20 protein-coding genes and 1 pseudogene are annotated in these 23,367 nt (G+C 63.5%); 14 read left to right on the top strand and 7 right to left on the bottom strand.

All coding sequences use genetic code 11. The features are described 5' to 3' along the window. The first annotated feature begins 82 nt into the window (after positions 1 to 82). Together PQR27_RS17330 and PQR27_RS17325 are read left to right on the top strand one after the other, a co-directional pair. On the top strand, positions 83 to 475 hold the full coding sequence (locus tag PQR27_RS17330) for a DUF427 domain-containing protein (protein ID WP_408524791.1): 393 nt from the start codon (positions 83 to 85) through the stop codon (positions 473 to 475). Positions 476 to 508: 33 nt separating this feature from the next. Then, positions 509 to 1,264, top strand: a complete 756-nt coding sequence (locus PQR27_RS17325) for an SRPBCC family protein (protein ID WP_408524790.1) — start codon at positions 509 to 511, stop codon at positions 1,262 to 1,264. Between the two features lie 148 nt (positions 1,265 to 1,412). Here PQR27_RS17325 and PQR27_RS17320 read toward each other — a convergent pair whose 3' ends face one another. After that, entirely contained in the window at positions 1,413 to 2,408 is a 996-nt protein-coding gene (locus tag PQR27_RS17320) for a helix-turn-helix domain-containing protein (RefSeq protein ID WP_408524789.1), read from the bottom strand. 165 nt (positions 2,409 to 2,573) lie between these two features. Here PQR27_RS17320 and PQR27_RS17315 point away from each other — a divergent pair, with 165 nt between their 5' ends. Then, complete coding sequence (locus PQR27_RS17315; RefSeq protein WP_408524788.1) at positions 2,574 to 3,206, top strand: cysteine hydrolase family protein; 633 nt, start codon at positions 2,574 to 2,576, stop codon at positions 3,204 to 3,206. A 198-nt stretch (positions 3,207 to 3,404) separates the two neighbouring features. On the opposite strand, the gene PQR27_RS17310 is transcribed toward PQR27_RS17315, so the two are convergent. Beyond that, positions 3,405 to 4,040: a TetR family transcriptional regulator gene (locus PQR27_RS17310; RefSeq protein ID WP_408525514.1), complete on the bottom strand. Its 636-nt coding sequence runs from the start codon at positions 4,038 to 4,040 to the stop codon at positions 3,405 to 3,407. Between the two features lie 429 nt (positions 4,041 to 4,469). On the opposite strand from PQR27_RS17310, the gene PQR27_RS17305 reads away from it, so the two are divergent. From PQR27_RS17305 to PQR27_RS17295, 3 genes are read left to right on the top strand one after another with little or no spacing between them, the layout of a single operon-like run. Further along, complete coding sequence (locus tag PQR27_RS17305) at positions 4,470 to 5,699, top strand: efflux RND transporter periplasmic adaptor subunit (RefSeq protein ID WP_408524787.1); 1,230 nt, start codon at positions 4,470 to 4,472, stop codon at positions 5,697 to 5,699. Between the two features lie 18 nt (positions 5,700 to 5,717). Continuing rightward, complete coding sequence (locus tag PQR27_RS17300; protein WP_408524786.1) at positions 5,718 to 8,927, top strand: efflux RND transporter permease subunit; 3,210 nt, start codon at positions 5,718 to 5,720, stop codon at positions 8,925 to 8,927. Between the two features lies 1 nt (position 8,928). After that, the gene (locus PQR27_RS17295; protein WP_408524785.1) at positions 8,929 to 10,446 is read left to right on the top strand and encodes an efflux transporter outer membrane subunit; all 1,518 of its coding nucleotides are present in this window, start codon (positions 8,929 to 8,931) and stop codon (positions 10,444 to 10,446) included. Between the two features lie 153 nt (positions 10,447 to 10,599). On the opposite strand, the gene PQR27_RS17290 is transcribed toward PQR27_RS17295, so the two are convergent. Then, on the bottom strand, positions 10,600 to 12,009 hold the full coding sequence (locus tag PQR27_RS17290; protein WP_408524784.1) for a nucleobase:cation symporter-2 family protein: 1,410 nt from the start codon (positions 12,007 to 12,009) through the stop codon (positions 10,600 to 10,602). A 435-nt stretch (positions 12,010 to 12,444) separates the two neighbouring features. Here PQR27_RS17290 and PQR27_RS17285 point away from each other — a divergent pair, with 435 nt between their 5' ends. The 3 genes and pseudogenes from PQR27_RS17285 (at position 12,445) to fghA (ending at position 15,232) form a co-directional block, all read left to right on the top strand. Further along, positions 12,445 to 13,905: a xylulokinase gene (locus PQR27_RS17285; protein WP_408524783.1), complete on the top strand. Its 1,461-nt coding sequence runs from the start codon at positions 12,445 to 12,447 to the stop codon at positions 13,903 to 13,905. A 224-nt stretch (positions 13,906 to 14,129) separates the two neighbouring features. Further along, a pseudogene (locus PQR27_RS17280) lies at positions 14,130 to 14,366 on the top strand (S-(hydroxymethyl)glutathione dehydrogenase); the annotation flags it as partial. Between the two features lie 14 nt (positions 14,367 to 14,380). Then, the gene (fghA, locus tag PQR27_RS17275) at positions 14,381 to 15,232 is read left to right on the top strand and encodes an S-formylglutathione hydrolase (RefSeq protein ID WP_408524782.1); all 852 of its coding nucleotides are present in this window, start codon (positions 14,381 to 14,383) and stop codon (positions 15,230 to 15,232) included. 81 nt (positions 15,233 to 15,313) lie between these two features. Here fghA and PQR27_RS17270 read toward each other — a convergent pair whose 3' ends face one another. The 3 genes from PQR27_RS17270 to PQR27_RS17260 are packed head-to-tail and all read right to left on the bottom strand — an operon-like array spanning position 15,314 to position 17,986. After that, complete coding sequence (locus tag PQR27_RS17270; RefSeq protein ID WP_408524781.1) at positions 15,314 to 16,096, bottom strand: metal ABC transporter permease; 783 nt, start codon at positions 16,094 to 16,096, stop codon at positions 15,314 to 15,316. Then, positions 16,089 to 17,030 (bottom strand): ABC transporter ATP-binding protein, encoded by a 942-nt coding sequence (locus tag PQR27_RS17265; protein ID WP_408524780.1) that lies wholly within the window; start codon positions 17,028 to 17,030, stop codon positions 16,089 to 16,091. The genes PQR27_RS17270 and PQR27_RS17265 overlap by 8 nt, the downstream gene beginning before the upstream one ends. Continuing rightward, positions 17,027 to 17,986: a metal ABC transporter solute-binding protein gene (locus PQR27_RS17260; RefSeq protein ID WP_408524779.1), complete on the bottom strand. Its 960-nt coding sequence runs from the start codon at positions 17,984 to 17,986 to the stop codon at positions 17,027 to 17,029. The genes PQR27_RS17265 and PQR27_RS17260 overlap by 4 nt, the downstream gene beginning before the upstream one ends. A 420-nt stretch (positions 17,987 to 18,406) precedes the next feature. Between PQR27_RS17260 and PQR27_RS17255 the strand changes: the two genes are divergently transcribed. Both PQR27_RS17255 and PQR27_RS17250 read left to right on the top strand, forming a co-directional pair. Continuing rightward, entirely contained in the window at positions 18,407 to 19,189 is a 783-nt protein-coding gene (locus PQR27_RS17255; protein ID WP_408524778.1) for an L-iditol 2-dehydrogenase, read from the top strand. An 84-nt stretch (positions 19,190 to 19,273) separates the two neighbouring features. Further along, a complete protein-coding gene (locus PQR27_RS17250) occupies positions 19,274 to 20,596 on the top strand; it encodes an ABC transporter substrate-binding protein (protein WP_408524777.1) in 1,323 nt (440 codons plus the stop codon). Here the strand turns inward: PQR27_RS17250 and PQR27_RS17245 are convergent. Continuing rightward, positions 20,587 to 20,784, bottom strand: a complete 198-nt coding sequence (locus PQR27_RS17245; RefSeq protein WP_408524776.1) for a hypothetical protein — start codon at positions 20,782 to 20,784, stop codon at positions 20,587 to 20,589. The two genes, PQR27_RS17250 and PQR27_RS17245, sit on opposite strands and share 10 nt — an antisense overlap. A gap of 2 nt (positions 20,785 to 20,786) precedes the next feature. Here PQR27_RS17245 and PQR27_RS17240 point away from each other — a divergent pair, with 2 nt between their 5' ends. Genes PQR27_RS17240 through PQR27_RS17230 form a run of 3 tightly spaced genes read left to right on the top strand, consistent with a single transcriptional unit; the run spans position 20,787 to position 23,304 of the window. Beyond that, on the top strand, positions 20,787 to 21,722 hold the full coding sequence (locus PQR27_RS17240; protein WP_408524775.1) for a carbohydrate ABC transporter permease: 936 nt from the start codon (positions 20,787 to 20,789) through the stop codon (positions 21,720 to 21,722). 38 nt (positions 21,723 to 21,760) lie between these two features. Then, the gene (locus PQR27_RS17235; RefSeq protein WP_408525513.1) at positions 21,761 to 22,594 is read left to right on the top strand and encodes a carbohydrate ABC transporter permease; all 834 of its coding nucleotides are present in this window, start codon (positions 21,761 to 21,763) and stop codon (positions 22,592 to 22,594) included. Next, entirely contained in the window at positions 22,591 to 23,304 is a 714-nt protein-coding gene (locus tag PQR27_RS17230) for an HAD family hydrolase (RefSeq protein ID WP_408524774.1), read from the top strand. Before PQR27_RS17235 ends, PQR27_RS17230 begins: the two co-directional genes overlap by 4 nt. Positions 23,305 to 23,367: the final 63 nt, after the last annotated feature.

The following is a 23,367-nucleotide window of genomic DNA, read 5'->3' as shown; positions in this document are numbered from 1 at the left end:
GAAGTTTGATCGATAATGAAGCCACGGGCGCACCCCGTGGCTTTTCTGTTTGCACGACCGCACACCATCACGGAGCCGAGACATGAGCGATGCCTTGACACCTCACGGAAGCCCCGCCGCGAGCGCGGGCGGGCACACCATCGGCATTTCGGGCAACAACCACCGGGTGCGCGTGATTCACGGCGGCGTGACGATGGCCGACACCCAGGCCGGGCTCACACTGACAGAAACCGGGCTGCCGGATGTGTTCTATTTTCCGCGTGGCGACGTGAACATGGCGCGGCTCGAACGTTCCACGCATACTTCGCATTGTCCGTTCAAGGGCGATGCCTCGTACTTCCATCTGCGCACGGAAGACGGTCTGATCGAAAACGCCGTGTGGAGCTATGAAACGCCGCTCGAACCGGCCGTGCAGATCAAAGGGTATCTCGCGTTTTACGCATCGCGCGTCGACCGCATCGATCAGACGTCCTGATCCTGCTGCCGCGCGTTCATCGGGGAGGCTGCCATGGAACTGACCGACGCGTTAAGGATTCCACTTGGCGCATCTGACGTTTGGGACGCGTTGCAGGACCTCGCCTTATTGCGGGCCAGTCTCGACAATTGCGAGTCGTTCACACGCCTCGCCCACGGCGAATATGCGCTGATCATGACCGTGCCTCTCGGGCCTTTGCGCGCGCGTTACGAGGCGCGCGCCCACGTGGCGGGCCAGGACTCCGGGCCGGCGGACGCGCAGCGCCGCACCATCAACTTCAAGGCTCGCGCCGAAGGCATCGGCTCGTTACGCGGACAGATCGAAGTCAGGCTGCGCGCCGACGACGCTTCGCATGGCATCGGCAGGGAGCGGGGCACGCGGATCGATTACACGATCTGGGCCACCTCGTCCGGGCCGCTCGCCGAACTACCGACTCGCCAGCTCGAAAACGCGTTGCGTCATCTGGCCGATGACTTTTTCACCGAATTCGACGCAGTCGTGCGGGCCAAACATGGGCAGGGACCGAACCGTGCGCGAGGCGCGTCGGTGCGCCGTCAGCATGTGTTCCTGCGCCCGATCACGCTCGGCGGCATCGCGCGGCGCACGCGCGTGCAGGACCACCACGGTCACACGCTGACCGGGCGTGCGGCCAGCGCGTCGCACGGCGTCTCCCATGGGGTGTCGCATCGCGAGCCGAATCCGCACGCGGTCCCGCACTGGGCGTGGGCGGCGATGATTTTTCTGGTCGCGCTGCTGCTCTATGTGGCGCGCTGGGTCAGCGAGCACTGAAGCGAAAAGTTGAGTGAAACCTTGCACTTGCCGCAGCGAGGCGCGCGCGGCGGGTGAACTGTCGCGTCCGCGCGACTACGAAATTCCGGCGACTGCCTACGAAACATCGTCAGATACGCGACGCGTAACCCGGTCGCGTAAGCGAGTCTCATGCGCCGCGAAATTCCCGCCGCCAGGCCGACGGCGAAGTGCGGAACGCCTCCGCGAAATGTTGGCGCAAGGAGGCCGTCGAGCCGAAGCCGGCAATCGTCGCGATGGCCTCAACCGACTCATCCGTGCTCTCCAGTAATTGCTGCGCACGGGCAAGCCGTTGCGTCAGCAGCCAGGCGCCGACCGTCGTTCCCGTGACGCTGCGAAAGCGTCGCGTGAAGGTGCGGCGGCTCATCACCGCGCGCTCCGCCAGCGTATCGAGCGTATGCGGGGCGTCCAGATTTCCGCCGACCCATTCGAGCAGGCACGACAACCGGTGGCCGCGCACATTCGGCGGCACGGGTTGCTGGATATATTGCGCCTGACCACCCTGGCGATGCGGCGATACCACGAGGCGGCGCGCCACATAGTTCGCCGCCTGCGCGCCGCACATCTTGCGCAGCGCGTGCAGGCAACAGTCGAGACCGGCGGCGGTGCCCGCCGAGGTCAGCACGTTGCCGTCGTCGACATAGAGCACGTCGCGGTCGAGGCGCACGCGCGGGTAACGGCGCGCGAAATCGTCGGCCCACGCCCAGTGAGTCGTGGCCGGCCGGTCGTCGAGGATGCCGGCGGCGGCCAGCACGAATGCGCCCAGACACAGCCCGACCAGTTGCGCACCCCGCGCGTGCGCGGCGCGCAAGGCGTCGAGCAGGGCCTCCGGCGGCGTTTCGTCCGGGCTGCGCCAGCTCGGCACAATGATTGTCTGCGCGTCGTTGAGCGCGTCGAGCCCGTGCGTGACAGCGATCGAGAAGCCGGCAGTGGTGGCCAACGCGCCCTTTTCAGCGGCGCAGACGCGAAAGTCGAAATCGGGCACGCCGCCCTCGCGACGATCCTCGCCGAAGACCACGCACGGCACCGACAGGTGGAACGGGCTGATATGGTCGAACGCGACCACGGCGACGATGTGCCGGGACGCTTCGGCACCCGCGGCGGTAGAGGAAGCCAGTGTCGACATGAGTCGCCTCGAGAAACCCAATGATGGCCCGATTCTAGCGAATCTTGTCATTCGGGTCACTGTCGGTGAAACGGTCGCAAGCTAACAATGCAGTCATCGCCGCTGATTTTGAAACGGCCCATCTCGGGCCATGCAGCGCGAGCCATAACTCATAGGAGTCTTGCCATGACCACACCGCGCCGTGCGTTGATCGTCGTCGATGTGCAGAACGAATACGTCACCGGCGATCTGCCGATCGAATACCCGGATGTGCAGACTTCGCTTGCCAATATTGGCCGCGCGATGGATGCGGCGCGTGCTGCGGGCGTACCCGTGGTCGTGGTGCAAAATTTCGCGCCGGCCAATTCGCCGCTGTTCGCGCGTGGCAGCGCCGGTGCGGAATTGCATCCGGTGGTGGGGTCGCGCAGCCACGATCACTATGTAGAGAAGTCGCTGCCGAGCGCCTTCGCCGGGACCGATCTGGCCGACTGGCTTGCCGCGCAGCAGATCGACACGCTGACGGTGGCCGGCTACATGACGCACAACTGCGACGCGGCGACTATTTTTCACGCCGTCCACGCCGGGCTCACGGTCGAGTTCCTCTACGACGCAACGGGATCGGTGCCCTATGAGAACAGCGCCGGCTTTGCGAGCGCGCAGGATATACACCGGGTATTCAGCGTGGTGCTGCAGTCGCGTTTCGCGGCCGTCGCGAGTACGGATCAATGGGTCGCGGCGGTGAAGAGCGGGGCGCCGCTCGAGCGCGGCAACATTTATGCGTCGAATCAGACGGCGCGCGCCAGCCGGGCGGCAGCGTGAAGGTAGGTGCATGGGGCGGCTGCATTGAGCCACTGCGTTAAGCCACTGCATTGAGCCACTGCATTAAGCCACTGCATTGAGCGGCACCGCATGAACGGAAGCGGGCGGGATGCGCGATTGCGCACCCCACCCGCCGTTTTTGAGTTTGCCCTATCTATCCAGGCAGCTACCCGATCAGATAGGGCCGCCGCGTACCCCTTACGCCTTACGCAACGCCGGGCTGAGCCGCAGCGCGTCGAACATGCCCTCGACCATCCGCTCGGCATGCTTGCCGAAATCGGTCGCCCCCGGCAGGAACAACATGTCGCGCAGCGAGCCGCTGACGAACGCGTGGATCATCGCCGCCGCCACCTTGGTATCGAGATCAGCGGGTACCTGCCCTTTGGAGAGCGCGTTGCGCAATGCGCTTTCGATCTTCGCGAGCCCTTCGCGCATATTGGTCTGATAGCGGACCATCACCGGCCCCATTTCCTGGACGAACTCGCACTTGAGGAACAGGATGTCGAACACCCGCCGGCGGCGCGGGTCGTTGGCGGTGTCGCGCAGGCAGACGACGCAGATTTCCCGCAGGCGCCCGAGCGGATCGGGTTCGTTGGGGTCTTGCGAGGCGGCTTTGAGTTCGTCGAGCGGCAGCAGCACGCGGTCGAACATTTCGGTGAACAGATCGCTTTTGTGCGCGAAATGCCAGTAAATCGCGCCGCGCGTGACCCCGGCGGCCTGCGCGATGTCGGCTAGCGACGTGCGCGACACACCCTTCTCGAAGAAGACCCGTTCGGCTGCGTCGAGGATGCTGTTGCGCGTCTCCTGCGCCTCTTCTTTGGTTCTTCTGACCATATTGCTGTGACCTGCCCTGATTGTGGGGTTTTCCCGAGCCTTTTTAAAAACGCCCGGTGACAATCCGTTTGCTCGTGAGCATTTTGTAACGCGAACTTGCAGGTCCCCGCCTGAAGATGACGTAAACGCACTTTTACATGCATTCTTGAATGTATATATAATAGCACCCCACGATCGGATAGCCCAAGCCGTGACGACCGGTTAATATCCGTCACTGTTGCCTTTCAAAACGCTTTTGCGCTGTGCCCAGACGGGCTGCACCGTGCGGCATTGCCCCGGTACGGCGCATTTTGCTCAGGATGCCCCTGCAGGTCTGGCTTGCATCCGCGGGCTTCCGGTCAGGCGTCGCAAGACGCATGTGTGCGCTGTCGTCCCCGGGGTAGGGATGCGCGCACTTTTTCATTCTCAGTCTTTGACAGAGGTCGCTCCATGCGCGTCGAACGGGTTCCATTCCGCTTAATCAGTGCCGCGACGGCTGCCGTATTGCTGGCCGCGTGCGGACCAAAACAATCGGCCCCGCCGCAACAAACGCCCGAAGTGGGCGTCGTCACCGTCCAGCCGCAGGCTGTGCCCGTCACCACCGAATTGCCAGGCCGCACCAGCGCCTTCCTCGTCGCGCAAGTGCGCGCACGGGTCGACGGCATCGTGCTGCGCCGCGAGTTCACGGAAGGCGGCCAGGTCAAGGCCGGCCAACGGCTGTACAAGATCGATCCGGCGCCCTACATCGCCGCGCTGAACAACGCGAAGGCATCCTTGGCGAAGGCGCAGGCCAACCTCGCCTCGACCACCGCGCAGGCCAACCGCTACAAGGTGCTGGTTGCCGCCAACGCGGTCAGCAAGCAGGACTACGACAACGCGGTCGCCGCAGAAGGCCAGGCCGTCGCTGACGTAGCCGCGGGCAAGGCAGCGGTCGATACGGCGCAGATCAATCTTGGCTATACCGACGTCACCTCGCCGGTGACGGGCCAGATCGGCGTGTCGCAAGTCACGCCGGGCGCGTATGTGCAGGCGAGCGCCGCCACGCTGATGGCCACGGTCCAGCAACTCGATCCGGTCTATGTGGACCTGGTGCAATCGAGTCTCGACGGCCTGAAGCTGCGCCGCGACGTGCAGGAAGGGCGCCTGAAGACGAGCGGTCCGGACGCCGCCAAGGTTTCGCTGGTCCTCGAAGACGGCCGCACCTATTCGGAGAAGGGCAAGCTGCAGTTCACCGACGTGACGGTCGACCAGAGCACCGGCTCGGTCACGGTTCGCGCGATCTTCCAGAACCGGGACAAGGTGCTGCTGCCGGGCATGTTCGTGCGCGCGAAGATCGAAGAAGGTGTGAACGAAAACGCGCTGGTCGTCCCGCAAGTCGGCATCACGCATGACCAGAAGGGTCAGCCGACCGCGTTGGTCGTCGGCCCGGACAACAAGGTCGTGTTGCGTCAGCTGGTCACCTCGGGCACGTACGGGTCGAACTGGGTGGTCGAAAGCGGCCTGAAGCCGGGCGACCGCGTGATTGTCCAGGGCACCGACAAGGCCCGCCCCGGCACGCAGGTCAAGACAGTCGCGGCGCAACTTCCCGCCGCCCCCGCCTCCGACGCATCCGCTCAGGGTGCGCCGGCCGCCAGCGGTGCGCAGACGGCTCAACCGGCCTCCGCTGCATCGGGCGCGTAATAACAGGGAGCCCGCCTCATGGCAAAGTTCTTTATTGATCGCCCGATTTTTGCATGGGTGATCGCCATTATTCTGATGCTCGCGGGTATCGCGTCGGTCTTCACACTGCCGATCGCGCAATACCCGACCATCGCGCCGCCGGCCGTGCAGATCAGCGCAACGTACCCGGGCGCCTCGGCGAAGACGGTGGAAAACACCGTCACGCAGGTGATCGAGCAACAGATGAGTGGTCTCGACCACTTGCTGTATCTGTCGTCCACGTCAGACGACTCGGGTACGGCAACCATCACGCTGACGTTCGCGGCCGGCACCAATCCTGACATCGCGCAGGTGCAGGTGCAGAACAAGCTGCAGCTCGCCACGCCGCTGTTGCCGCAAGCCGTGCAGCAGTTGGGCACCAAGGTCACGAAGTCGAGCAGCAGCTTCCTGCTGGTCATGGCGTTCGTGTCCGAAGACGGCAGCATGAGCAAGTACGACCTGGCGAACTACGTCGCGTCGAACATTCAGGATCCGGTCAGCCGTATCGACGGCGTGGGCACGGTGACGCTATTCGGCTCGCAATACGCCATGCGGATCTGGCTCGATGCGAACAAGCTGACCAACTTCGGCCTCACGCCGGTGGATGTGCAGACGGCCTTGCAGGCGCAGAACGTCCAGGTGGCCGGCGGCTCGCTCGGCGGTACGCCGTCGGTGCCGGGCCAGGTGCTGCAGGCCACTATCACGGAAGCCACGCTGCTCAATACGCCTGAACAGTTCGGCAACGTGCTGCTGAAGGTGAATCCGGATGGCTCGCGGGTCCGCATCAAGGACGTTGGCCGTATCGAGCTGGGTGGCGAAAACTACAACTTCGACACCAAATACAACGGTCAGCCGACCGCAGGCTTCGGGATTCAGCTCGCCACCGGCGCGAACGCGCTGTCAACCGCCAAGGCAGTGCGCGCGAAGATCGACGAATTGTCGAAGTACTTCCCGCATGGCCTCGTCGTGAAGTATCCGTACGACACCACGCCGTTCGTGCGTCTGTCGATCGAAGAAGTGGTCAAGACGCTGCTCGAAGGTATCGTGCTGGTGTTCCTGGTCATGTACCTGTTCCTGCAGAACCTGCGCGCCACGCTGATCCCGACGATCGCCGTGCCGGTGGTGCTGCTGGGCACGTTCGCCGTGATGGGTCTGGTGGGCTTCTCGATCAACACGCTGTCCATGTTCGGGCTCGTGCTGGCGATCGGCTTGCTGGTGGACGATGCGATCGTGGTGGTGGAAAACGTCGAGCGGGTGATGGCGGAGGAGGGCTTGTCGCCTCGTGATGCCACCCGCAAGGCGATGGACCAGATTACCGGTGCGCTGGTCGGCGTGGCGCTCGTGCTGTCGGCGGTGTTCGTGCCGGTCGCGTTCTCGGGCGGTTCGGTCGGCGCCATTTACCGGCAGTTCTCGCTGACGATCGTGGCGGCCATGGTGCTGTCCGTGCTGGTCGCGTTGATCCTGACGCCGGCATTGTGCGCGACGATTCTCAAGCCGATTCCGAAGGGCCATCACGAAGAGAAGAAAGGCTTCTTCGGCTGGTTCAACCGCACCTTCGAAACGAGCCGCGACAAGTATCACTCGGGCGTTCACCACGTGATCAAGCGCTCGGGCCGCTGGCTGATCATCTATATGGTGGTGATCTTCGCGGTCGGCCTGCTGTTCGTGAAGCTGCCGAAGTCGTTCCTGCCGGACGAAGACCAGGGCACGATGTTCGTGCTGGTGCAAACGCCATCGGGTTCGACCCAGGAAACCACGGCGCGCGCGCTGAAGGATGTGTCGGACTACCTGCTCAACACCGAGAAGGGCATTGTCGAATCGGCCTTCACGGTGAACGGCTTCAGCTTTGCCGGCCGCGGCCAGAATGCCGGTCTCGTGTTCGTGCGGATGAAAGACTACGCGGTGCGTCAGCATTCGGACGAGAAGGTACAGGCGCTGGTGGGCCGTCTCTTCATGCACTTCTCCGGCTACAAGAACGCCCTCGTGTATCCGGTGAATCCGCCGTCGATTCCTGAACTCGGCACCGCCGCGGGCTTCGACTTCGAATTGCAGGATCGCGCGGGTGTCGGCCACGCAGCACTGATGGCAGCACGCAATCAGCTGCTCGGCATGGCGGCGAAAGATCCGACGCTGGCGCAGGTGCGTCCGAACGGCCTGAACGATACGCCGCAGTTCAAGGTGGACATCGACCACGAGAAGGCGGCCGCACAGGGCGTGTCGCTGTCGGCGATCGACCAGACGTTCTCGATCGCGTGGGCGTCGCAGTACGTGAACAACTTCCTCGATACCGATGGCCGGATCAAGAAGGTGTACGTGCAGGGTGATGCACCGTTCCGCATGAAGCCGGAAGACCTGAACGTGTGGTACGTGCGCAATTCGGCCGGCACCATGGTCCCGTTCTCGTCGTTTGCCAGCGGCACGTGGACCTACGGTTCGCCGAAGCTCGAGCGCTACAACGGTATCTCGGCAGTGGAAATCCAGGGCGCCGCTGCACCGGGCAAGTCGACCGGTCAGGCCATGACGGCGATGGAAGCACTCGTGGCGAAGCTGCCGGCCGGTATCGGCTACGAATGGACGGGCTTGTCGTTGCAGGAACGCCAGTCCGGTTCGCAGGCGCCGATTCTGTACGGCATCTCGATCCTCGTCGTGTTCCTCTGTCTCGCGGCACTGTATGAAAGCTGGTCGATCCCGTTCTCGGTGATCATGGTGGTGCCGCTCGGCGTGATCGGCGCACTGCTGGCCGCTACGTTGCGCGGGCTCGAGAACGACGTGTTCTTCCAGGTGGGTCTGTTGACCACGGTGGGGCTGTCGGCGAAGAACGCGATTCTGATCGTGGAATTCGCCCGTGAGTTGCAGCAGGGCGAAGGAATGGGGCCGATCGAGGCCGCGCTGGAAGCCGCGCGTCTGCGGTTGCGTCCGATTCTGATGACCTCGCTCGCGTTCATTCTCGGCGTGATGCCGCTCGCGATCAGTAACGGCGCCGGCTCGGCCAGCCAGCACGCGATCGGTACCGGCGTGATCGGCGGGATGTTGACGGCGACCTTCCTCGCGATTTTCATGATCCCGATGTTCTTCGTTGTGATCCGCGCGAAATTCGGCGGTGAGAAGGAAGACCCGGATGAGGCGCTCGCACACTACAACCAGCATCATCCGCATGACGGCCAAGGTGGCGGGTCGACCGATGAAAGCTCGGGCAAGGACGGACATTGAGATGCAAAAACACTCTCTGATTGCAGTGGCGGTTGCGCTGTTCACCGCGGGTTGCACGATGGCGCCGAAGTACGAGCGCCCGGCTGAGCCCGTGACGAGCACCTTCCCGACCGGCGGCGTGTATGACACGCAACCGGGCGCGGCGGGTACGAATCGTACGGCGAACGGCCAGGCCGCGGCCGATATTGGCTGGCGTGATTTCTTCGCCGACGCGCGCTTGCAGCAACTGATCGAGATCGCGCTGAAGAACAACCGCGATCTGCGCGTGTCGGTGCTGAATATTCAGGCATCGCAGGCGCAGTATCAGATTGTTCGCGCGGCGCTGTTCCCGACCCTGGATGCTGCCGCGTCGCAATCCAAACAGCGCACGCCGAAGAATCTGTCGTTCAACGGCCAGACGATTACCAACACGTATTCGGTAGGCCTGAACGCCTCGTGGGAAATCGACTTCTTCGGGCGGATTCAAAGCCTGAAGGACCAGGCGTTGGCGCAGTACCTGGCCACCGCTCAGGCGCGCAAGGCCACGGAAATCGCGCTGGTCTCGCAGGTCGCGAATCAGTACATGACGGTGCTCGAACTGGACGACCTGATGAAGGTCACCCAGGGCACCTTGAAGACCGCGCAGGAATCGTATCGGATCACCAAGCTGCAGTTCGACAACGGCACCGGCTCGGAACTGGATCTGCGCCAGGCGCAAACGGTGGTCGAGCAGGCGAACGCCAATCTGCAGTCGCAGGCGCGTCTGCGGGCTCAGGCCGATAACGCGCTGGTGCTGCTGCTCGGCGAACCGTTGCCCGACGATCTGCCGCCTGGCATGTCGTTGGACAATCAGAATCTCCTCACGGATATTCCGGCGGGGTTGTCGTCCGATCTGCTGACGCGTCGCCCGGACATCATGGAGGCTGAAGAGAACCTGCTGGCGGCCAACGCGAATATCGGCGCGGCGCGTGCAGCGTTCTTCCCGAAAGTCTCGCTCACAGGCAGTTTCGGTACGTTGAGCCCGTCGCTCGGCAGTCTGTTCAAGCCGGGTTCGGCGGCATGGAGCTTCGCGCCGTCGATCACGCTGCCGATCTTCGAAGGCGGCCAGAACAAGGCCAATCTCGACCTCGCCACCGTGCAGAAGAACATCCAGATCGCGACGTACGAAAAGGCGATCCAGACGGCCTTCCGCGAAGTGGCGGACGGACTGGCGGCGCGCGGCACGTACGATCAGCAGATCGAGGCGCTCGAGCGCAATACCTTTGCCGAACAGCGCCGGCTGGATCTGTCGAATCTGCGCTATACGAACGGCGTCGACAGCTATCTGGCGGTGCTGACCGCGCAGAATGACCTGTACATCGCGCAGCAGTTGCTGGTTACCGCGCGCAAGGAGCGCCTGCAGAACCTGGTCACGCTGTATCAGGCTCTCGGCGGCGGCTGGATCCAACGGAACGGCGAGCAGCCGCGTCCGGCCGATGCGCCGGTCGACTACGGTGCGGCCAGCGCGCCGGCGGCGGCCTCGGCAGCCACGGCGGGCTAAGCACCGAAGTAGCGGTTGCGTGGGGCGGGCGTCAGTTTCAGGGGGCCCATCCTGCGCAGCCGGCAATAACAAAAACGCCACGGCATGCCGTGGCGTTTTTGTTTGTCCGCAGCGCTCGCGCGATATCAGTCGCGCGGCGCGGGTTCCGGATGCTTAGTGCGCATCCACCGCGCGCAGCATGTCGTCGCGCGGCGCTTCGTTGCCGCCGCGGCCGTCGAAGTCATGCCCGGCTGCGCGAATTTCGCAGGTTGCTTTCTTCTCGCTCTTCACACCGTTGAAGATGAGATTCAGCACGACCGCCGACACCGACGCCAGCAGAATCCCGCTATGCAGCAGCGGCGACAGGGCCGGTGGCAGTTGCGAGAAGAAGTGGGGCGAGACGACCGGCACGAGGCCCAGACCGATACTGACGGCGACGATGAACAGGTTGTGATGGTTCTTCACGAAGTCGACCTTCGAGAGGACCTTGATGCCGTTCGCGGCGACCATGCCGAACATCACGATGCCCGCGCCGCCCAGCACGAAAGCCGGCACCGAGGCAACCACTTGCGCCATCTTCGGGAACAGGCCCAGCAGCACGAGGATCACACCGCCCATTGCGCAGACAAAGCGGCTCTTCACGCCCGTCACGCCGATCAGGCCGACGTTCTGCGAAAACGAGGTATGCGGAAACGAGTTGAAGATGCCGCCGATCAGCGTGCCCAGACCATCGACGCGCAGGCCGCGCACCAGCGTCTTCTGATCGACCGGACGGTCGACCATGTCGCCGACCGCGAGGAACATGCCGGTCGATTCGATGAACGTGACGAACATCACCGTGACCATCGTCGCGATCGAGAGCGGATCGAAATGCGGCAGGCCGAAGTGGAACGGCATGACGAAGCCGACCCATGGGGCGTGCGTCACGCCTTCCATATTGACGCGGCCGAGTGCCAGCGCGATCACGAAGCCCGCCACGATACCGAGCAGCACCGAGATGTTGGCGAGGAAGCCTTTGGCGAACTTGTTGATCAGCAGAATCAGCATCAGCACCATCAGCGACAAGCCCAGATAAACAGGATTGCCATAGTCAGGATTGCCCACGCCGCCGGCTGCCCAGTTGATACCCACTTCCATCAGCGACAGACCGATCACCGAGATCACCACGCCGATCACGACCGGCGGGAAGAAGCGCAGCAACTTGCCGACCGCCGGCGCGAGAAGAATACCGACCACGCCGGCCGCGATCGTCGAACCGAAGATATCGAGAATGCCGAGAGAGGGATTGGTGCCGATGGCGACCATCGGGCCGACGGCCGCGAAGGTGCAGCCCATGATGACCGGCAGACGGATGCCGAAGATCCACAGACCGAGCGTCTGAATCAGCGTGGCGATGCCGCAGGAAAAGAGATCGGCGCTGATCAGGAACGCGATCTGGTCTTTCGGCAGTTTCAACGCAGCGCCAATGATGAGCGGCACCGCAACCGCGCCTGCGTACATCACCAGAACGTGCTGAATGCCGAGCGTCAGCAACTGGCCTGCGGGCAGTCGCTCGTCGCACGGGTGAACCGTGTTCGATTGCATTTTGTCTCTCTCCACCATCTCGTTTTGGGATGGCTCCAAGGTATGCGGAACGAAAAGCTACAACAAGACCACTGGGGCCTATTCCGGCATTCCCGGTGACGATATGCGTGAGGCCGCTTTGAAAGGCAAAAGAAATCCGCCCGTGGCACGAAACGGCGGGAAGCCCTGCCCAGCGGCAAAGCGCGAGTACGCGAGGCGCGGCGTCGTGCCAGGGGATATGTGTGAAAATCAATGAGGTGTATCTCGCTGCGCGCATAGTGCTGTTTTCGCCTGGCGTCTCATTTGGCGGGGTTAACCCGCGAATCGAGGGTTTCCACTGAGGCCGCCGGGCCGGTATCCACGCGCCTCGAAAGCGCGCCTCGATGACGGAAAATAAGGCGCAATCCGCGCTTTCAGCGTGTCCTTTCTCATACCTCATTTGACGTTCTATCGCTCATGACTTTTCTTGGCATCGATCTCGGTACCGGTTCCCTCAAAGTCGCCATCGTCGACGAAAACGGGCGCGAGCTGGCTGCCGCGAGCGTCGCTTATGCGCTCGAAACGCCGCATGCGGGTTGGGCGGAAACGTCGGTGCAAACCTGGTGGCGCGCGCTCGGTGAAGCGGCGTCGCGTTTGCCCGCGGACGCGCGGCGAAACGTGCAGGCGATCGGCTTCTCCGGGCAGATGCACGGCGTGGTGCTGATCGACGCCGACGGTGAAGCGGTGCGGCCGGCGATGCTCTGGCCCGACACGCGTGCGCTTGCCTTGCTCGACGAGTGGCCCGAACCGCAACCGAATCCCGTGGCGCCTGGCATGGCCGGCCCGTTGCTACGCTGGATCGTGCAGCACGAACCGCAGTCCGCCCGCAAGGCACGCTGGGCGCTGCAACCGAAAGACTGGCTGCGTGTCGCGCTGGGTGGCGTGGTCGCAACCGATCCCTCCGATGCCTGCGCGACAGCACTCGCGGATCCCGCCGGCGTGTGGGACGAGGCGCTGCTCAAGCGACTCGAACTGCCGCGCGAATGGTTCGCGCCGTTGGCACCGTCCTATGCGGCCGGCGGCGTGTTATCGGAGAAAGCCGCTCAGGCGCTCGGTTTGCGCGCCGGCATCGTGCTCGCGATCGGCGCAGCCGATACGCCTTGCGCGGCACTGGGCAGCGGCCTCGCGCGCGACGGCGACGCGTTGCTCACCACCGGCACGGGTGGGCAGATCGTCGTGCTCGCCGAGCACGCGCCCGCCGCGGTCAAAGGTCTGCATCGCTATCGCGCGGCGAGTGATCACTGGTACCGGATGGCGGCGATGCAAAACGTCGGCGTCGCGCTCGAACGTGTGCGTGGCTGGCTTTCGTATGAATGGGCCGACGCCTATCGCGATGCGTTCGGCGAAGCAGAAAGCAAAGCGGAAAACAAAACGACAACCGAAGCCGCAGCAGGCCTGACCTTCCTGCCGTACCTCACCGGCGAGCGCACGCCATGGCTCAACCCGGCCGCCCGTGGCGGCTGGCTCGGCCTCGCGCTCGATCACACGCGCGGCACGATGATGCGGGCCGCCTTCGAAGGCGTTGCGTTCTCGCTGCGCGCCGGGCTCGATGCGATTCGCGCGAGCGGCGCGAACGTGAGCATATTGAAGCTCGCCGGCGGCGGTTCCGTCGATGCGCGCTGGCGGCAGTTGCTCGCCGACGCGCTGAACGTCGAGCTGCATGCGGTCGATTGCCCGAACGCGGCGCCGCGTGGCGCGGCCATTCTCGGCGCGTTGGCAAGCGGGCACTGGCACGCGGGCGACCTCGCTGCACTTGCACCGGGCGCGACGCGGGTCGCCGGTCCGCAAGGCGATGCGGCGCTCGCGCAACGGTACGCGCGTTTTCTGGATCTTTATGGCCGGGTCGAAACATGGTTCGGCGAAGCTGACCGCCCGTAGCGGAACCGATGTCACGTACAGACAATGCGGCGACGCACTTTGCAATACCATGACGGCTTTCGCGCGAGATCACACCGCGACGCGCCAGGCACTCACAGACTCACAGGAGCTTCACGATGAAGACCAAAGCAGCAATCGCATGGAAAGCAGGCGCCCCGTTGACGATCGAGGAAGTGGATCTGGAAGGCCCGCGCGCCGGTGAGGTCCTGATCGAAGTGAAGGCGACGGGTGAAGAGATCAGTACGCGTCCGTTCCAGCTGGTGACGGGCCGTGAGTGGAAAGGCTCGGCATTCGGCGGCGCACGCGGCCGCACCGATGTACCGAAGATCGTCGACTGGTACATGGAAGGCAAGATCAACATCGACGATCTGATCGCGCACCGTCTGCCGCTGGAGCGCATCAACGAAGGCTTCGATCTGATGAAGAAGGGCGAGTCGATCCGCTCGGTCGTGCTGTACTAAACGGGAGCCACGCCATGCTCGAACTCCTGTCGTCGCATGCCTGCCATGGCGGCGAGCAGCGCATCTACAAACACGACTCGCAGACCATCGGTCTGCCGATGCGCTTCTCTGTGTATCTGCCGCCGCAGGCTCTACAGCCCAACGCGAACGTGCCCGCGCTGTTCTATCTCGCGGGTCTCACTTGCACGGAAGAAACGTTTCCGACGAAAGCCGGCGCGCAGCGCTTCGCCGCGCAACACGGCATCGCGCTGATCGCGCCGGACACGAGCCCGCGCGGCGCGGGTGTGCCGGGCGAAAGCGCGGCATGGGACTTTGGCGTGGGCGCGGGCTTTTACGTCGACGCGACCCAGCAGCCGTGGGCCACGCACTACCGGATGTACTCATACGTGCGGGATGAACTGCGCGAAAAGGTGCTCGCCAATCTGCCGTTGGACAGCGCGCGCCTCGGCATCTTCGGTCATTCGATGGGCGGTCATGGCGCACTGATGCTGGCGCTGCGTAATCCGGAGATCTATCGATCGGTGTCGGCGTTCGCGCCGATTGCAGCACCTTCACGCTGCCCGTGGGGTGTGAAAGCGCTCAGCGGTTATCTGGGCGAAGACCGTGAAGCGTGGAAGCAGTACGACTCGAGCGAACTGGTCACGCAGGCGTCGCGCAAGTTCAAGGAAGGGATTCTGGTCGATCAGGGGCTGGCGGATCAGTTTCTCGCCGAGCAACTGAACCCGGACGTGTTCGAAGCGGCCTGCAAAACAGCGGGCCAGCCGCTTACGTTGCGTCGTCATGCAGGCTACGACCACGGCTATTACTTCATCTCGACTTTCATCGAGGATCACCTCGCGCATCACGCAAAAGTGTTGCTCGGTTGATGTCCCGCATCACAACGGCGGCGGCGCGCAGCTGTGCCGCCGCCGTTGCCATCTTGCCGCGAGCGGCGCGTCAACGCGCCTTCAATGCCGCTTCAGCAAACTCCCGCCATACACCACCGCCGATAGCACGGTGATCCAGAAGCTCGTCGGCCAATCTGTATAGAAGGCCAGCGTCAACCCGAGCCACGCCTGCAACAGCGCGAACACGGCAGCGAGTACAAGGCCGGCTGACAGCCGCGTCGTCATGTTTTGCGCCGCGGCGGCCGGGCCGACCATCAGCGTGAACACCAGCAGCACGCCGACGATCTGCGTACACGCCGCCACGGCGAGCGCCGCAATCGCCAGAAACAGCACCGACACCAGACGCAGCGACACGCCCTTGGCCTCGGCCAGTTCCGGCTGCAACGAAGCGAATAGCAGCGGTCGCATGATCGCCGCCAGCGCCAGCAAACTGACGATGCCCAACGCCGCCAGCACGCCGAGCGTCGACGCATTCACGCCAAGCACATTGCCGAACAGCAGGGCGGTCACCTGGGTCGCGTAAGCGGTGAAGAAGTGCAGGAACAGCAAGCCGAAGCCGAGCGACAGCGACAGGATTACGCCGATCGCCACATCGCGTCCGGCGAGGCGCTCGCCGAGCGCACCCATGCCGACCCCCGCAGCCAGGGTGAAGCCGATCATTCCCCAGATCGGTGAAACGCCGATCAGCACCGCGCCGGTCGCACCGGTGAAGCCCACGTGCGAGAGCGCATGGCCTGCAAAGGTCTGCCCGCGCATCACCAGAAAGTATCCGACTATCCCCGCCAGCACCGCGACGATCCCCGACGCCGCGAACGCGTTCACCATGAAATCGTATTCAAACATCGTGCGTGTGTCCGTCGCGTGAGTCGTGCTGGTGTGAGTGTCCGTGGCCATGCCCGTGCGAGTGAGCGTGTGAATGGCGGTGGCCGCCGGCCTCGTCGTGTTCGTGCTCGTGATCGTGCTTTTCGACTTCGACGTCGCCCGACATCACAAAGATGCGGCCATTCACCCGCATCACGTCGATCGGCGAACCATAGAGGCGCGACAGCACCGGTTTGGTAATCACTTCATCGACGGTGCCGAGCGCGGCGACGCCGCTGCCGAGGTACAGCACGCGATCGAGCGCGTGCAGCAACGGATTCAGTTCGTGCGCCGAAAACAGCACGGCGATGCCGAGTTCCTGCTGCACGCGCCGCACCAGTTCCACGACGCTCTTCTGATGATGCGGATCGAGGCTGATAAGCGGCTCGTCGAGCAGCAGCAGCTTCGGGTTGCCGAGCAGGCATTGCGCGAGCAGCAGCCGTTGACGCTCGCCGCCCGAGAGTTCCGACAACGGCCGCTCGGCCAGCTTGCGGCCACCGACCAGATCCAGCGCCCGCTCGACATCCGCGCGGGTTTTGCTGTCCGCATGCGGCAGGCCCCAGCGGTGCCCGTCGGCGGCCATCGCGATGAAATCGCGGCCGCGCACGCGCCGGCCGGCCAGCGCACTGCGCGTCTGCGGCATATAGCCAATCGACGCATGGCCGCGTTCGACCGGCTGCCCCAGCACGCGGATCGCGCCGCTGACGGCCGGCACCAGACCGAGTGTGGCGCGCATCAGCGTTGTCTTGCCTGCGCCGTTGGCGCCGAGCACGCCGATAAATTCGCCCTGATTCACCACGAAGCTCGTATCGCGCAGGATCGCGCGGCCGCCGAGTTCGAGCGTCACGTTTTCCAGTTCGAGCACCGGCGCATTGGCCGATGGATTAGCTGGCGCGCCGCGGCCAGTCTCGTTCATTGTGTTTTTCCTTTGCCTGTGGATGCGCCCGCGCCGCTTGCTTCGCCCGCTGCGAGAGCCGTGCCCAGCGCGTCGAGCTGCGTCAGCATCCACGTCTGCCAGGTCTTGCCGGCCGGTTCGGTCTCGGTGACGCTCATGGTCGGCACCTGCGATTGCTGTGCGAGCTTCAACATGCGTTTGGTCAGGGCCTCGGTTGCCTGGCTGTTATAGATCAGAACGCGCACGCGCTTTTCGCGCAGATCGCGTTCGAACGCGGCGATATCGGCCGCGCTTGCTTCAGTGTCGTTCATTGCCGCCAGCTGGAAGCGCAGATTGCGCATCGTGAGGCCGACCGCGTCCGACATATAGCCAAATATCGGCTCGGTCGCCGTCACCGGTACACCCGCGTAGCGCCCGTGCAACTCGGCGACTTTGGCGTCGATCGGTTTGAGCGAGTCGAGAAACTTCGCGAGGTTCGCATCGTACGCCGACTTGTGCGCCGGGTCAGCCGCGACGAGCGCCGCGCTCACCGCGCGCGCCACCTTCGGCATGGTCGCCGGGTCGTACCAGAGGTGCGGATTGTCGCCTCCCTTCTTGCCGGTCAGCTCGGCGGCCACGACCGTGGTGCGCGTCGCGCTCTTCGAGGCGGCCAGCAGTTTTGCCATCCACGGATCGTAGTCGGCGCCGTTGTAGACCACAAGGCTCGCATGCTGCAATGCGCGCGCCGTTTTCGGGCTGGCTTCGAACAGATGCGGGTCCTGATCCGGATTGCTGAGAATGCTCGTCACGTCGACGCGATCGCCGCCCAGTTGCTGCACCACGTCACCGTAGAAGTTCTCTGCCGCCACCACGGGGATTTTCGCATCCGCGGCGAACGCGCCATGGCCGAGCACAAACGCTGCAGCGCCCACGGCGACATATTTCGACAGCTTCAGCGCGCGGCGTGCCCGGTTCAACATCGAGACGACTTTATTCATCGTTATTCCCTGCTGCGTGAGAGTTGCATGAACCACAAACGTTAGACATGGCGCCAAGGCCAGGGGCCTCGAAGCGCGGGCACACGGCGCGGCCAGACCGGCCAGCGCGACCACGCGGCGGCGCGCGTGAACGATCAAGGCTTTGAAGCGATACGAGGCCGCAATGATATAACGTATCTCAATTTTTTGGCAGCGGCTCGCGCAGCAGCCCGATTGGCCGTTTTCGATTTCTCGTATTAAGTTGGATGGAACCGGACGCGCCGCGCCGGGCTCCTGCCGCGCTGCACCATCGAAATCTGGTTGAGCGCCTTGACATGGCCCTGTGCGTATCCGATCATTCGATCACAAACAGAGCAATTGTTCGCGTGATGGGCGTTCGCTCACCACGCCTCAAAAAGCGATACAAACCGGAGACAGACAGTGGCGGCACGTTTGCAAGACAAGGTGGCCATTCTGACGGGCGCGGCAAGCGGAATCGGTGAAGCCGTGGCCCGGCGCTATCTGGACGAAGGCGCACATTGCGTGCTGGTCGACGTGAAGCCGGCAGACAGTTTCGGCGACACGCTCGCCGCCGCCTATGGCGAGCGCGTGCTGACCGTCAGCGCCGACGTGACGCGCCGCGAAGATATCGGGCGCATCGTCGCCACGACGCTGCAACGCTTCGGCCAGATCGACATCCTCTTCAACAACGCCGCGCTGTTCGACATGCGCCCGATCCTCGACGAGTCCTGGGACGTGTTCGACCGTCTTTTCGCCGTCAACGTGAAGGGCATGTTCTTCCTGATGCAAGCCGTCGCGCAACAGATGGTCGAGCAGGGCCGCGGCGGCAAGATCATCAATATGTCGTCGCAAGCCGGACGGCGCGGCGAGGCGCTGGTGTCGCATTACTGCGCGACCAAGGCGGCTGTCCTGAGCTACACGCAATCCGCCGCGCTCGCGCTGGCGCCGCACAAGATCAATGTGAACGGCATCGCGCCGGGTGTCGTCGATACGCCGATGTGGAACGAGGTCGACGCGCTCTTCGCCCGTTATGAAAACCGGCCGCTCGGCGAGAAAAAGCGCCTCGTAGGCGAGGCGGTGCCGCTCGGCCGCATGGGCGTACCGGACGACCTGACCGGCGCCGCGCTGTTTCTTGCGTCGGCGGATGCCGATTACATCACCGCGCAAACCCTGAATGTCGACGGCGGTAACTGGATGAGTTGAAGGGATGGATCGAAGCATTTCATCCATCGTCATTTCCGTAGAACAAACGCAGCATCACATAACGTACGAGAAAGGAGACAACACATGAAACCTGCCCTCAAATCCGCGCTAAAGGCGGTCAGTGCCGGCGCTGTGGCATGCGCTGCGTTGAATGCGTCAGCGGCCACGGTCACGATCGCGACGTTGAACAATCCGGACATGATCGAGCTCAAGAAGCTCTCGCCCGCTTTCGAGCAGGCGAATCCGGACATCAAGCTCAACTGGGTGATTCTCGAAGAAAACGTGCTGCGCCAGCGCGCTACCACGGACATCACGACCGGCAGCGGCCAGTTCGACGTGATGACGATCGGCGCGTATGAAACGCCGCAATGGGGCAAGCGCGGCTGGCTCACGCCGCTCACCAATCTGCCCGCCGATTACGATCTGAACGACGTCGTGAAGACGGCCCGCGACGGCCTCTCCAGTGGCGGCCAGCTGTACGCGCTGCCGTTCTACGTAGAAAGCTCGATGACGTATTACCGCAAGGATCTGTTCGCGGCCAAGGGTCTGAAGATGCCCGATCAGCCCACGTACGACCAGATCGCCCAGTTCGCCGACAAGCTCACCGACAAGGCTAACGGCATGTACGGTATCTGCCTGCGCGGCAAGGCGGGCTGGGGCGAAAACATGGCGTATGGCACGACGGTGGTGAATACCTTCGGCGGCCGCTGGTTCGACGAAAAGTGGCAGGCCCAGCTCACGTCGCCGGAATGGAAGAAGGCGATGACCTTCTACGTCGATCTGCTGAAGAAAGACGGCCCTCCGGGAGCGAGTTCGAACGGCTTCAACGAAAACCTCACGCTGATGTCCTCGGGCAAGTGCGCGATGTGGATCGACGCGACAGTGGCAGCCGGCATGCTCTATAACAAGCAGCAATCGCAGATCGCCGACAAGGTCGGGTTCGCCGCAGCCCCGATCGCCGTCACGCCGAAGGGTTCGCATTGGTTGTGGGCGTGGGCGCTGGCGATTCCGAAGTCGTCGAAGCAGGCTGATGCCGCGAAGAAGTTCATCACGTGGGCCACCTCGAAGCAGTACATCGAACTGGCCGCGAAGGATGAAGGCTGGGCCTCCGTGCCGCCGGGAACGCGTAAATCGACCTACGCCCGCCCGGAGTACAAACAGGCGGCACCGTTCGGCGACTTCGTGCTGAAGGCGATCGAAACGGCGGATCCGGAACATCCGACGCTCAAGCCGGTGCCGTACACCGGTGTGCAGTTCGTCGGGATTCCTGAGTTCCAGTCGTTCGGCACCGTGGTCGGTCAGAGCATCTCCGGCGCGATTGCCGGCCAGATGACCATCGATCAGGCGCTGGCCGCCGGGCAGGCAACGGCGAATCGCGCAGTGCAACAGGCCGGCTATCAGAAGTAAGCCGTCGGCCGGTATTTGAGTAACGTTTCGAGTAACGTGAAACGCACCGGCTGACGCCCGTCAGCCGGCTCACGCAGCACAGCGGGCCGTCCCGCCGCGCTCGCCCGCGACATCGACTTGCGTCGTGGCGGAAAACGCGGTTCATGCGGCGCTAGCGCCGGCCCGCGCATTACCGAACAGGTGGTCAATCATGCGTCCTTTGCGCCTACCTCTCATGCATGCCCATCCCCAGACAGAAAAAGAACGCGAAACCCGTAAGGCCAATTCCGCCCGCTGGCTCGTCTCGCCTTCGGTTGCAGTGCTGGTGTTATGGATGGCGATTCCACTCGCGATGACGATCTGGTTTTCGTTCTCGCGCTACAACCTGTTGAACCCGGATCTCAAAGGCTTCGCCGGCTTCGACAATTACAAGTATCTCGCCACCGATCCTTCGTTCGGACCTTCAATCGGACACACGCTCGAACTGATCATTTCGGTGCTGGTGATCACGGTGGTCGGCGGCGTGCTGATGGCGATCCTGTTCGACCGCAAGTTCTACGGCCAGGGCATCGCACGACTGCTGGCCATCGCGCCGTTCTTCGTGATGCCGACGGTCAGCGCGCTGATCTGGAAGAACATGATCCTGCATCCGGTGTACGGCCTGATCGCACAGGGCATGCGTGCGATCGGCATGCAGCCGATCGACTGGTTCGCCGACTATCCGCTCACCGCGGTGATCATGATCGTCGCGTGGCAGTGGCTGCCATTTGCGTTCCTGATCCTGTTCACCGCGATCCAGTCGCTCGATCAGGAGCAGAAGGAAGCGGCGCGCATCGACGGTGCGGGTCCGTTTTCGATGTTCTTCTACATCACGCTGCCTCACCTGAAACGGGCGATCGCGGTGGTGGTGATGATGGAGACGATTTTCCTGCTGTCGATCTTCGCCGAGATCTATACGACCACGGGCGGCGGTCCGGGCACCGCGACCACTAATCTGTCGTACCTGATCTATTCGCTGGGCCTGCAACAGTTCGACGTCGGTCTCGCTTCGGCGGGCGGCATTCTCGCTGTCGTGCTGGCTAACATCGTGTCGTTCTTCCTGGTGAGGATGCTCGCGAAGAACCTGAAAGGGGAGTACGAAAAATGAGCCACGTTGCCTCCACACCGGCGTCGAGCACGGCGCCCATGACCGTGCCGGCCAAGTCGCCGTTCGAAGCAATTCGCCGCGGGATTCCCGGCGTGATTGCCTGGCTGGTCGCGTTACTGCTGTTCTTCCCGATCTTCTGGATGACGATTACCGCGTTCAAGACCGAGCAGCAGGCGTATGCGTCTTCACTGTTTTTCGTCCCGACGCTCGATAGCTTCCGCGAGGTGTTCGCACGCAGCAATTACTTTTCGTTCGCGTTGAATTCGATTCTGATTTCGGCGGGCGTCACGGTGCTGTGCCTGATTCTCGCTGTGCCCGCCGCCTACGCAATGGCGTTCTTTCCGACGCGCCGTACACAGAAAGTGCTGCTGTGGATGCTGTCGACCAAGATGATGCCGTCGGTCGGCGTGCTGGTGCCGATCTATCTGCTGTGGAAGAACAGTGGACTGCTCGATACGGTGTCGGGTCTGGTGATCGTCTACACGCTGATCAATCTGCCGATTGCGGTGTGGATGTCGTTCACGTATTTCGCCGAAATTCCGCGTGACATTCTCGAAGCCGGCCGGATCGACGGCGCGGCGACGTGGCAGGAAATCGTCTATCTGCTGATGCCGATGTCACTGCCGGGGCTCGCCTCCACCGCGTTGCTGCTGGTGATCCTGTCATGGAACGAAGCATTCTGGAGCATCAACCTGTCGAGTTCGGCCGCGGCGCCGCTGACCGTTTTCATCGCGTCGTATTCGAGTCCTGAAGGGTTGTTCTGGGCCAAGCTATCCGCGGCGTCGCTGCTCGCGGTCGCGCCGATCCTGATCGTGGGCTGGTTGTCGCAGAAACAACTGGTACGCGGCCTTACGTTCGGGGCGGTCAAATGACAGCAGGAACGGGTGTAGGCACGAGTATAGGTAACTACGCGCTGATCTGCGATTGCGACGGTGTCCTGATCGACAGCGAAGCCGTGGCGGCGCGCATGCTGGTGCACGAACTCGAAGCGCGCTGGCCCGATGCGGATGTCGAGCCGGTGGTGCTGCCGCTGCTCGGCTTGCGCATCGAGAAGGTGTTGGAGGGAACCGCGAGCCAGCTCGGTAAAAGCCTCACGGCCGACGATATCGATTCGATCCGGAGTGCGGTGGAAGCGGCGGCGATGCAGGCGCCCGCGGTCGAGGGCATCGAGGCCGCACTGGTTCAGGTGCCGCTCACCAAAGCCTGTGCGAGCAACAGTTTTCGCCCGTACGTGGAGTCGGTGCTGGCGCGCACTGGCCTCGTGAGGTTCTTCGGCGACCGCCTGTTCTGCGCCGACGCGGTGCCGAATCCCAAGCCAGCGCCGGACGTTTATCTGGCGGCCGCGGAGCGCCTGGGTCTCGCGCCCACGGCCTGTCTCGTGGTGGAAGACAGCGTGACCGGCGTGACCGCGGCGAGCGCGGCGGGCATGACGGTGCTGGGCTTTATCGGCGGCGGTCATGCGAGCGACGCGCAGATCGACGCATTGCATGCAGCCGGCGCGCGTCACGTTTTCGACGACATGCAGCAGTTGCCGGAACTGGTCGCACAATGGACGTTGAGCGCGACGGCGGCGGCGCCCTAAGCACGGCCATAAGCACGGCCATAAGCACCGCCAGGCACCCGGAAAACCGGCACACCGACACGA

Origin of the sequence: Paraburkholderia fungorum, assembly GCF_046027215.1 — a bacterium.
Classification (GTDB): Bacteria; Pseudomonadota; Gammaproteobacteria; order Burkholderiales; family Burkholderiaceae; genus Paraburkholderia; species Paraburkholderia fungorum_D.
Note: the sequence above shows the minus strand (reverse complement) of the source record. Positions and strands in the feature narration are given on the sequence as shown.

What these genes read in the sequence shown, in the direction of transcription:
- PQR27_RS17305 (WP_408524787.1), top strand. Translation starts at nt 4,470, where the DNA reads ATGCGCGTCGAACGGGTTCCATTCCGCTTAATCAGTGCCGCGACGGCT.
- PQR27_RS17270 (WP_408524781.1), bottom strand. Translation starts at nt 16,096, where the DNA reads ATGTTTGAATACGATTTCATGGTGAACGCGTTCGCGGCGTCGGGGATC.
- PQR27_RS17310 (WP_408525514.1), bottom strand. Translation starts at nt 4,040, where the DNA reads ATGGTCAGAAGAACCAAAGAAGAGGCGCAGGAGACGCGCAACAGCATC.
- PQR27_RS17265 (WP_408524780.1), bottom strand. Translation starts at nt 17,030, where the DNA reads ATGAACGAGACTGGCCGCGGCGCGCCAGCTAATCCATCGGCCAATGCG.
- PQR27_RS17240 (WP_408524775.1), top strand. Translation starts at nt 20,787, where the DNA reads ATGCGTCCTTTGCGCCTACCTCTCATGCATGCCCATCCCCAGACAGAA.
- PQR27_RS17320 (WP_408524789.1), bottom strand. Translation starts at nt 2,408, where the DNA reads ATGTCGACACTGGCTTCCTCTACCGCCGCGGGTGCCGAAGCGTCCCGG.
- PQR27_RS17230 (WP_408524774.1), top strand. Translation starts at nt 22,591, where the DNA reads ATGACAGCAGGAACGGGTGTAGGCACGAGTATAGGTAACTACGCGCTG.
- fghA (WP_408524782.1), top strand. Translation starts at nt 14,381, where the DNA reads ATGCTCGAACTCCTGTCGTCGCATGCCTGCCATGGCGGCGAGCAGCGC.
- PQR27_RS17300 (WP_408524786.1), top strand. Translation starts at nt 5,718, where the DNA reads ATGGCAAAGTTCTTTATTGATCGCCCGATTTTTGCATGGGTGATCGCC.
- PQR27_RS17250 (WP_408524777.1), top strand. Translation starts at nt 19,274, where the DNA reads ATGAAACCTGCCCTCAAATCCGCGCTAAAGGCGGTCAGTGCCGGCGCT.
- PQR27_RS17330 (WP_408524791.1), top strand. Translation starts at nt 83, where the DNA reads ATGAGCGATGCCTTGACACCTCACGGAAGCCCCGCCGCGAGCGCGGGC.
- PQR27_RS17325 (WP_408524790.1), top strand. Translation starts at nt 509, where the DNA reads ATGGAACTGACCGACGCGTTAAGGATTCCACTTGGCGCATCTGACGTT.
- PQR27_RS17315 (WP_408524788.1), top strand. Translation starts at nt 2,574, where the DNA reads ATGACCACACCGCGCCGTGCGTTGATCGTCGTCGATGTGCAGAACGAA.
- PQR27_RS17285 (WP_408524783.1), top strand. Translation starts at nt 12,445, where the DNA reads ATGACTTTTCTTGGCATCGATCTCGGTACCGGTTCCCTCAAAGTCGCC.
- PQR27_RS17235 (WP_408525513.1), top strand. Translation starts at nt 21,761, where the DNA reads ATGACCGTGCCGGCCAAGTCGCCGTTCGAAGCAATTCGCCGCGGGATT.
- PQR27_RS17260 (WP_408524779.1), bottom strand. Translation starts at nt 17,986, where the DNA reads ATGAATAAAGTCGTCTCGATGTTGAACCGGGCACGCCGCGCGCTGAAG.
- PQR27_RS17290 (WP_408524784.1), bottom strand. Translation starts at nt 12,009, where the DNA reads ATGCAATCGAACACGGTTCACCCGTGCGACGAGCGACTGCCCGCAGGC.
- PQR27_RS17295 (WP_408524785.1), top strand. Translation starts at nt 8,929, where the DNA reads ATGCAAAAACACTCTCTGATTGCAGTGGCGGTTGCGCTGTTCACCGCG.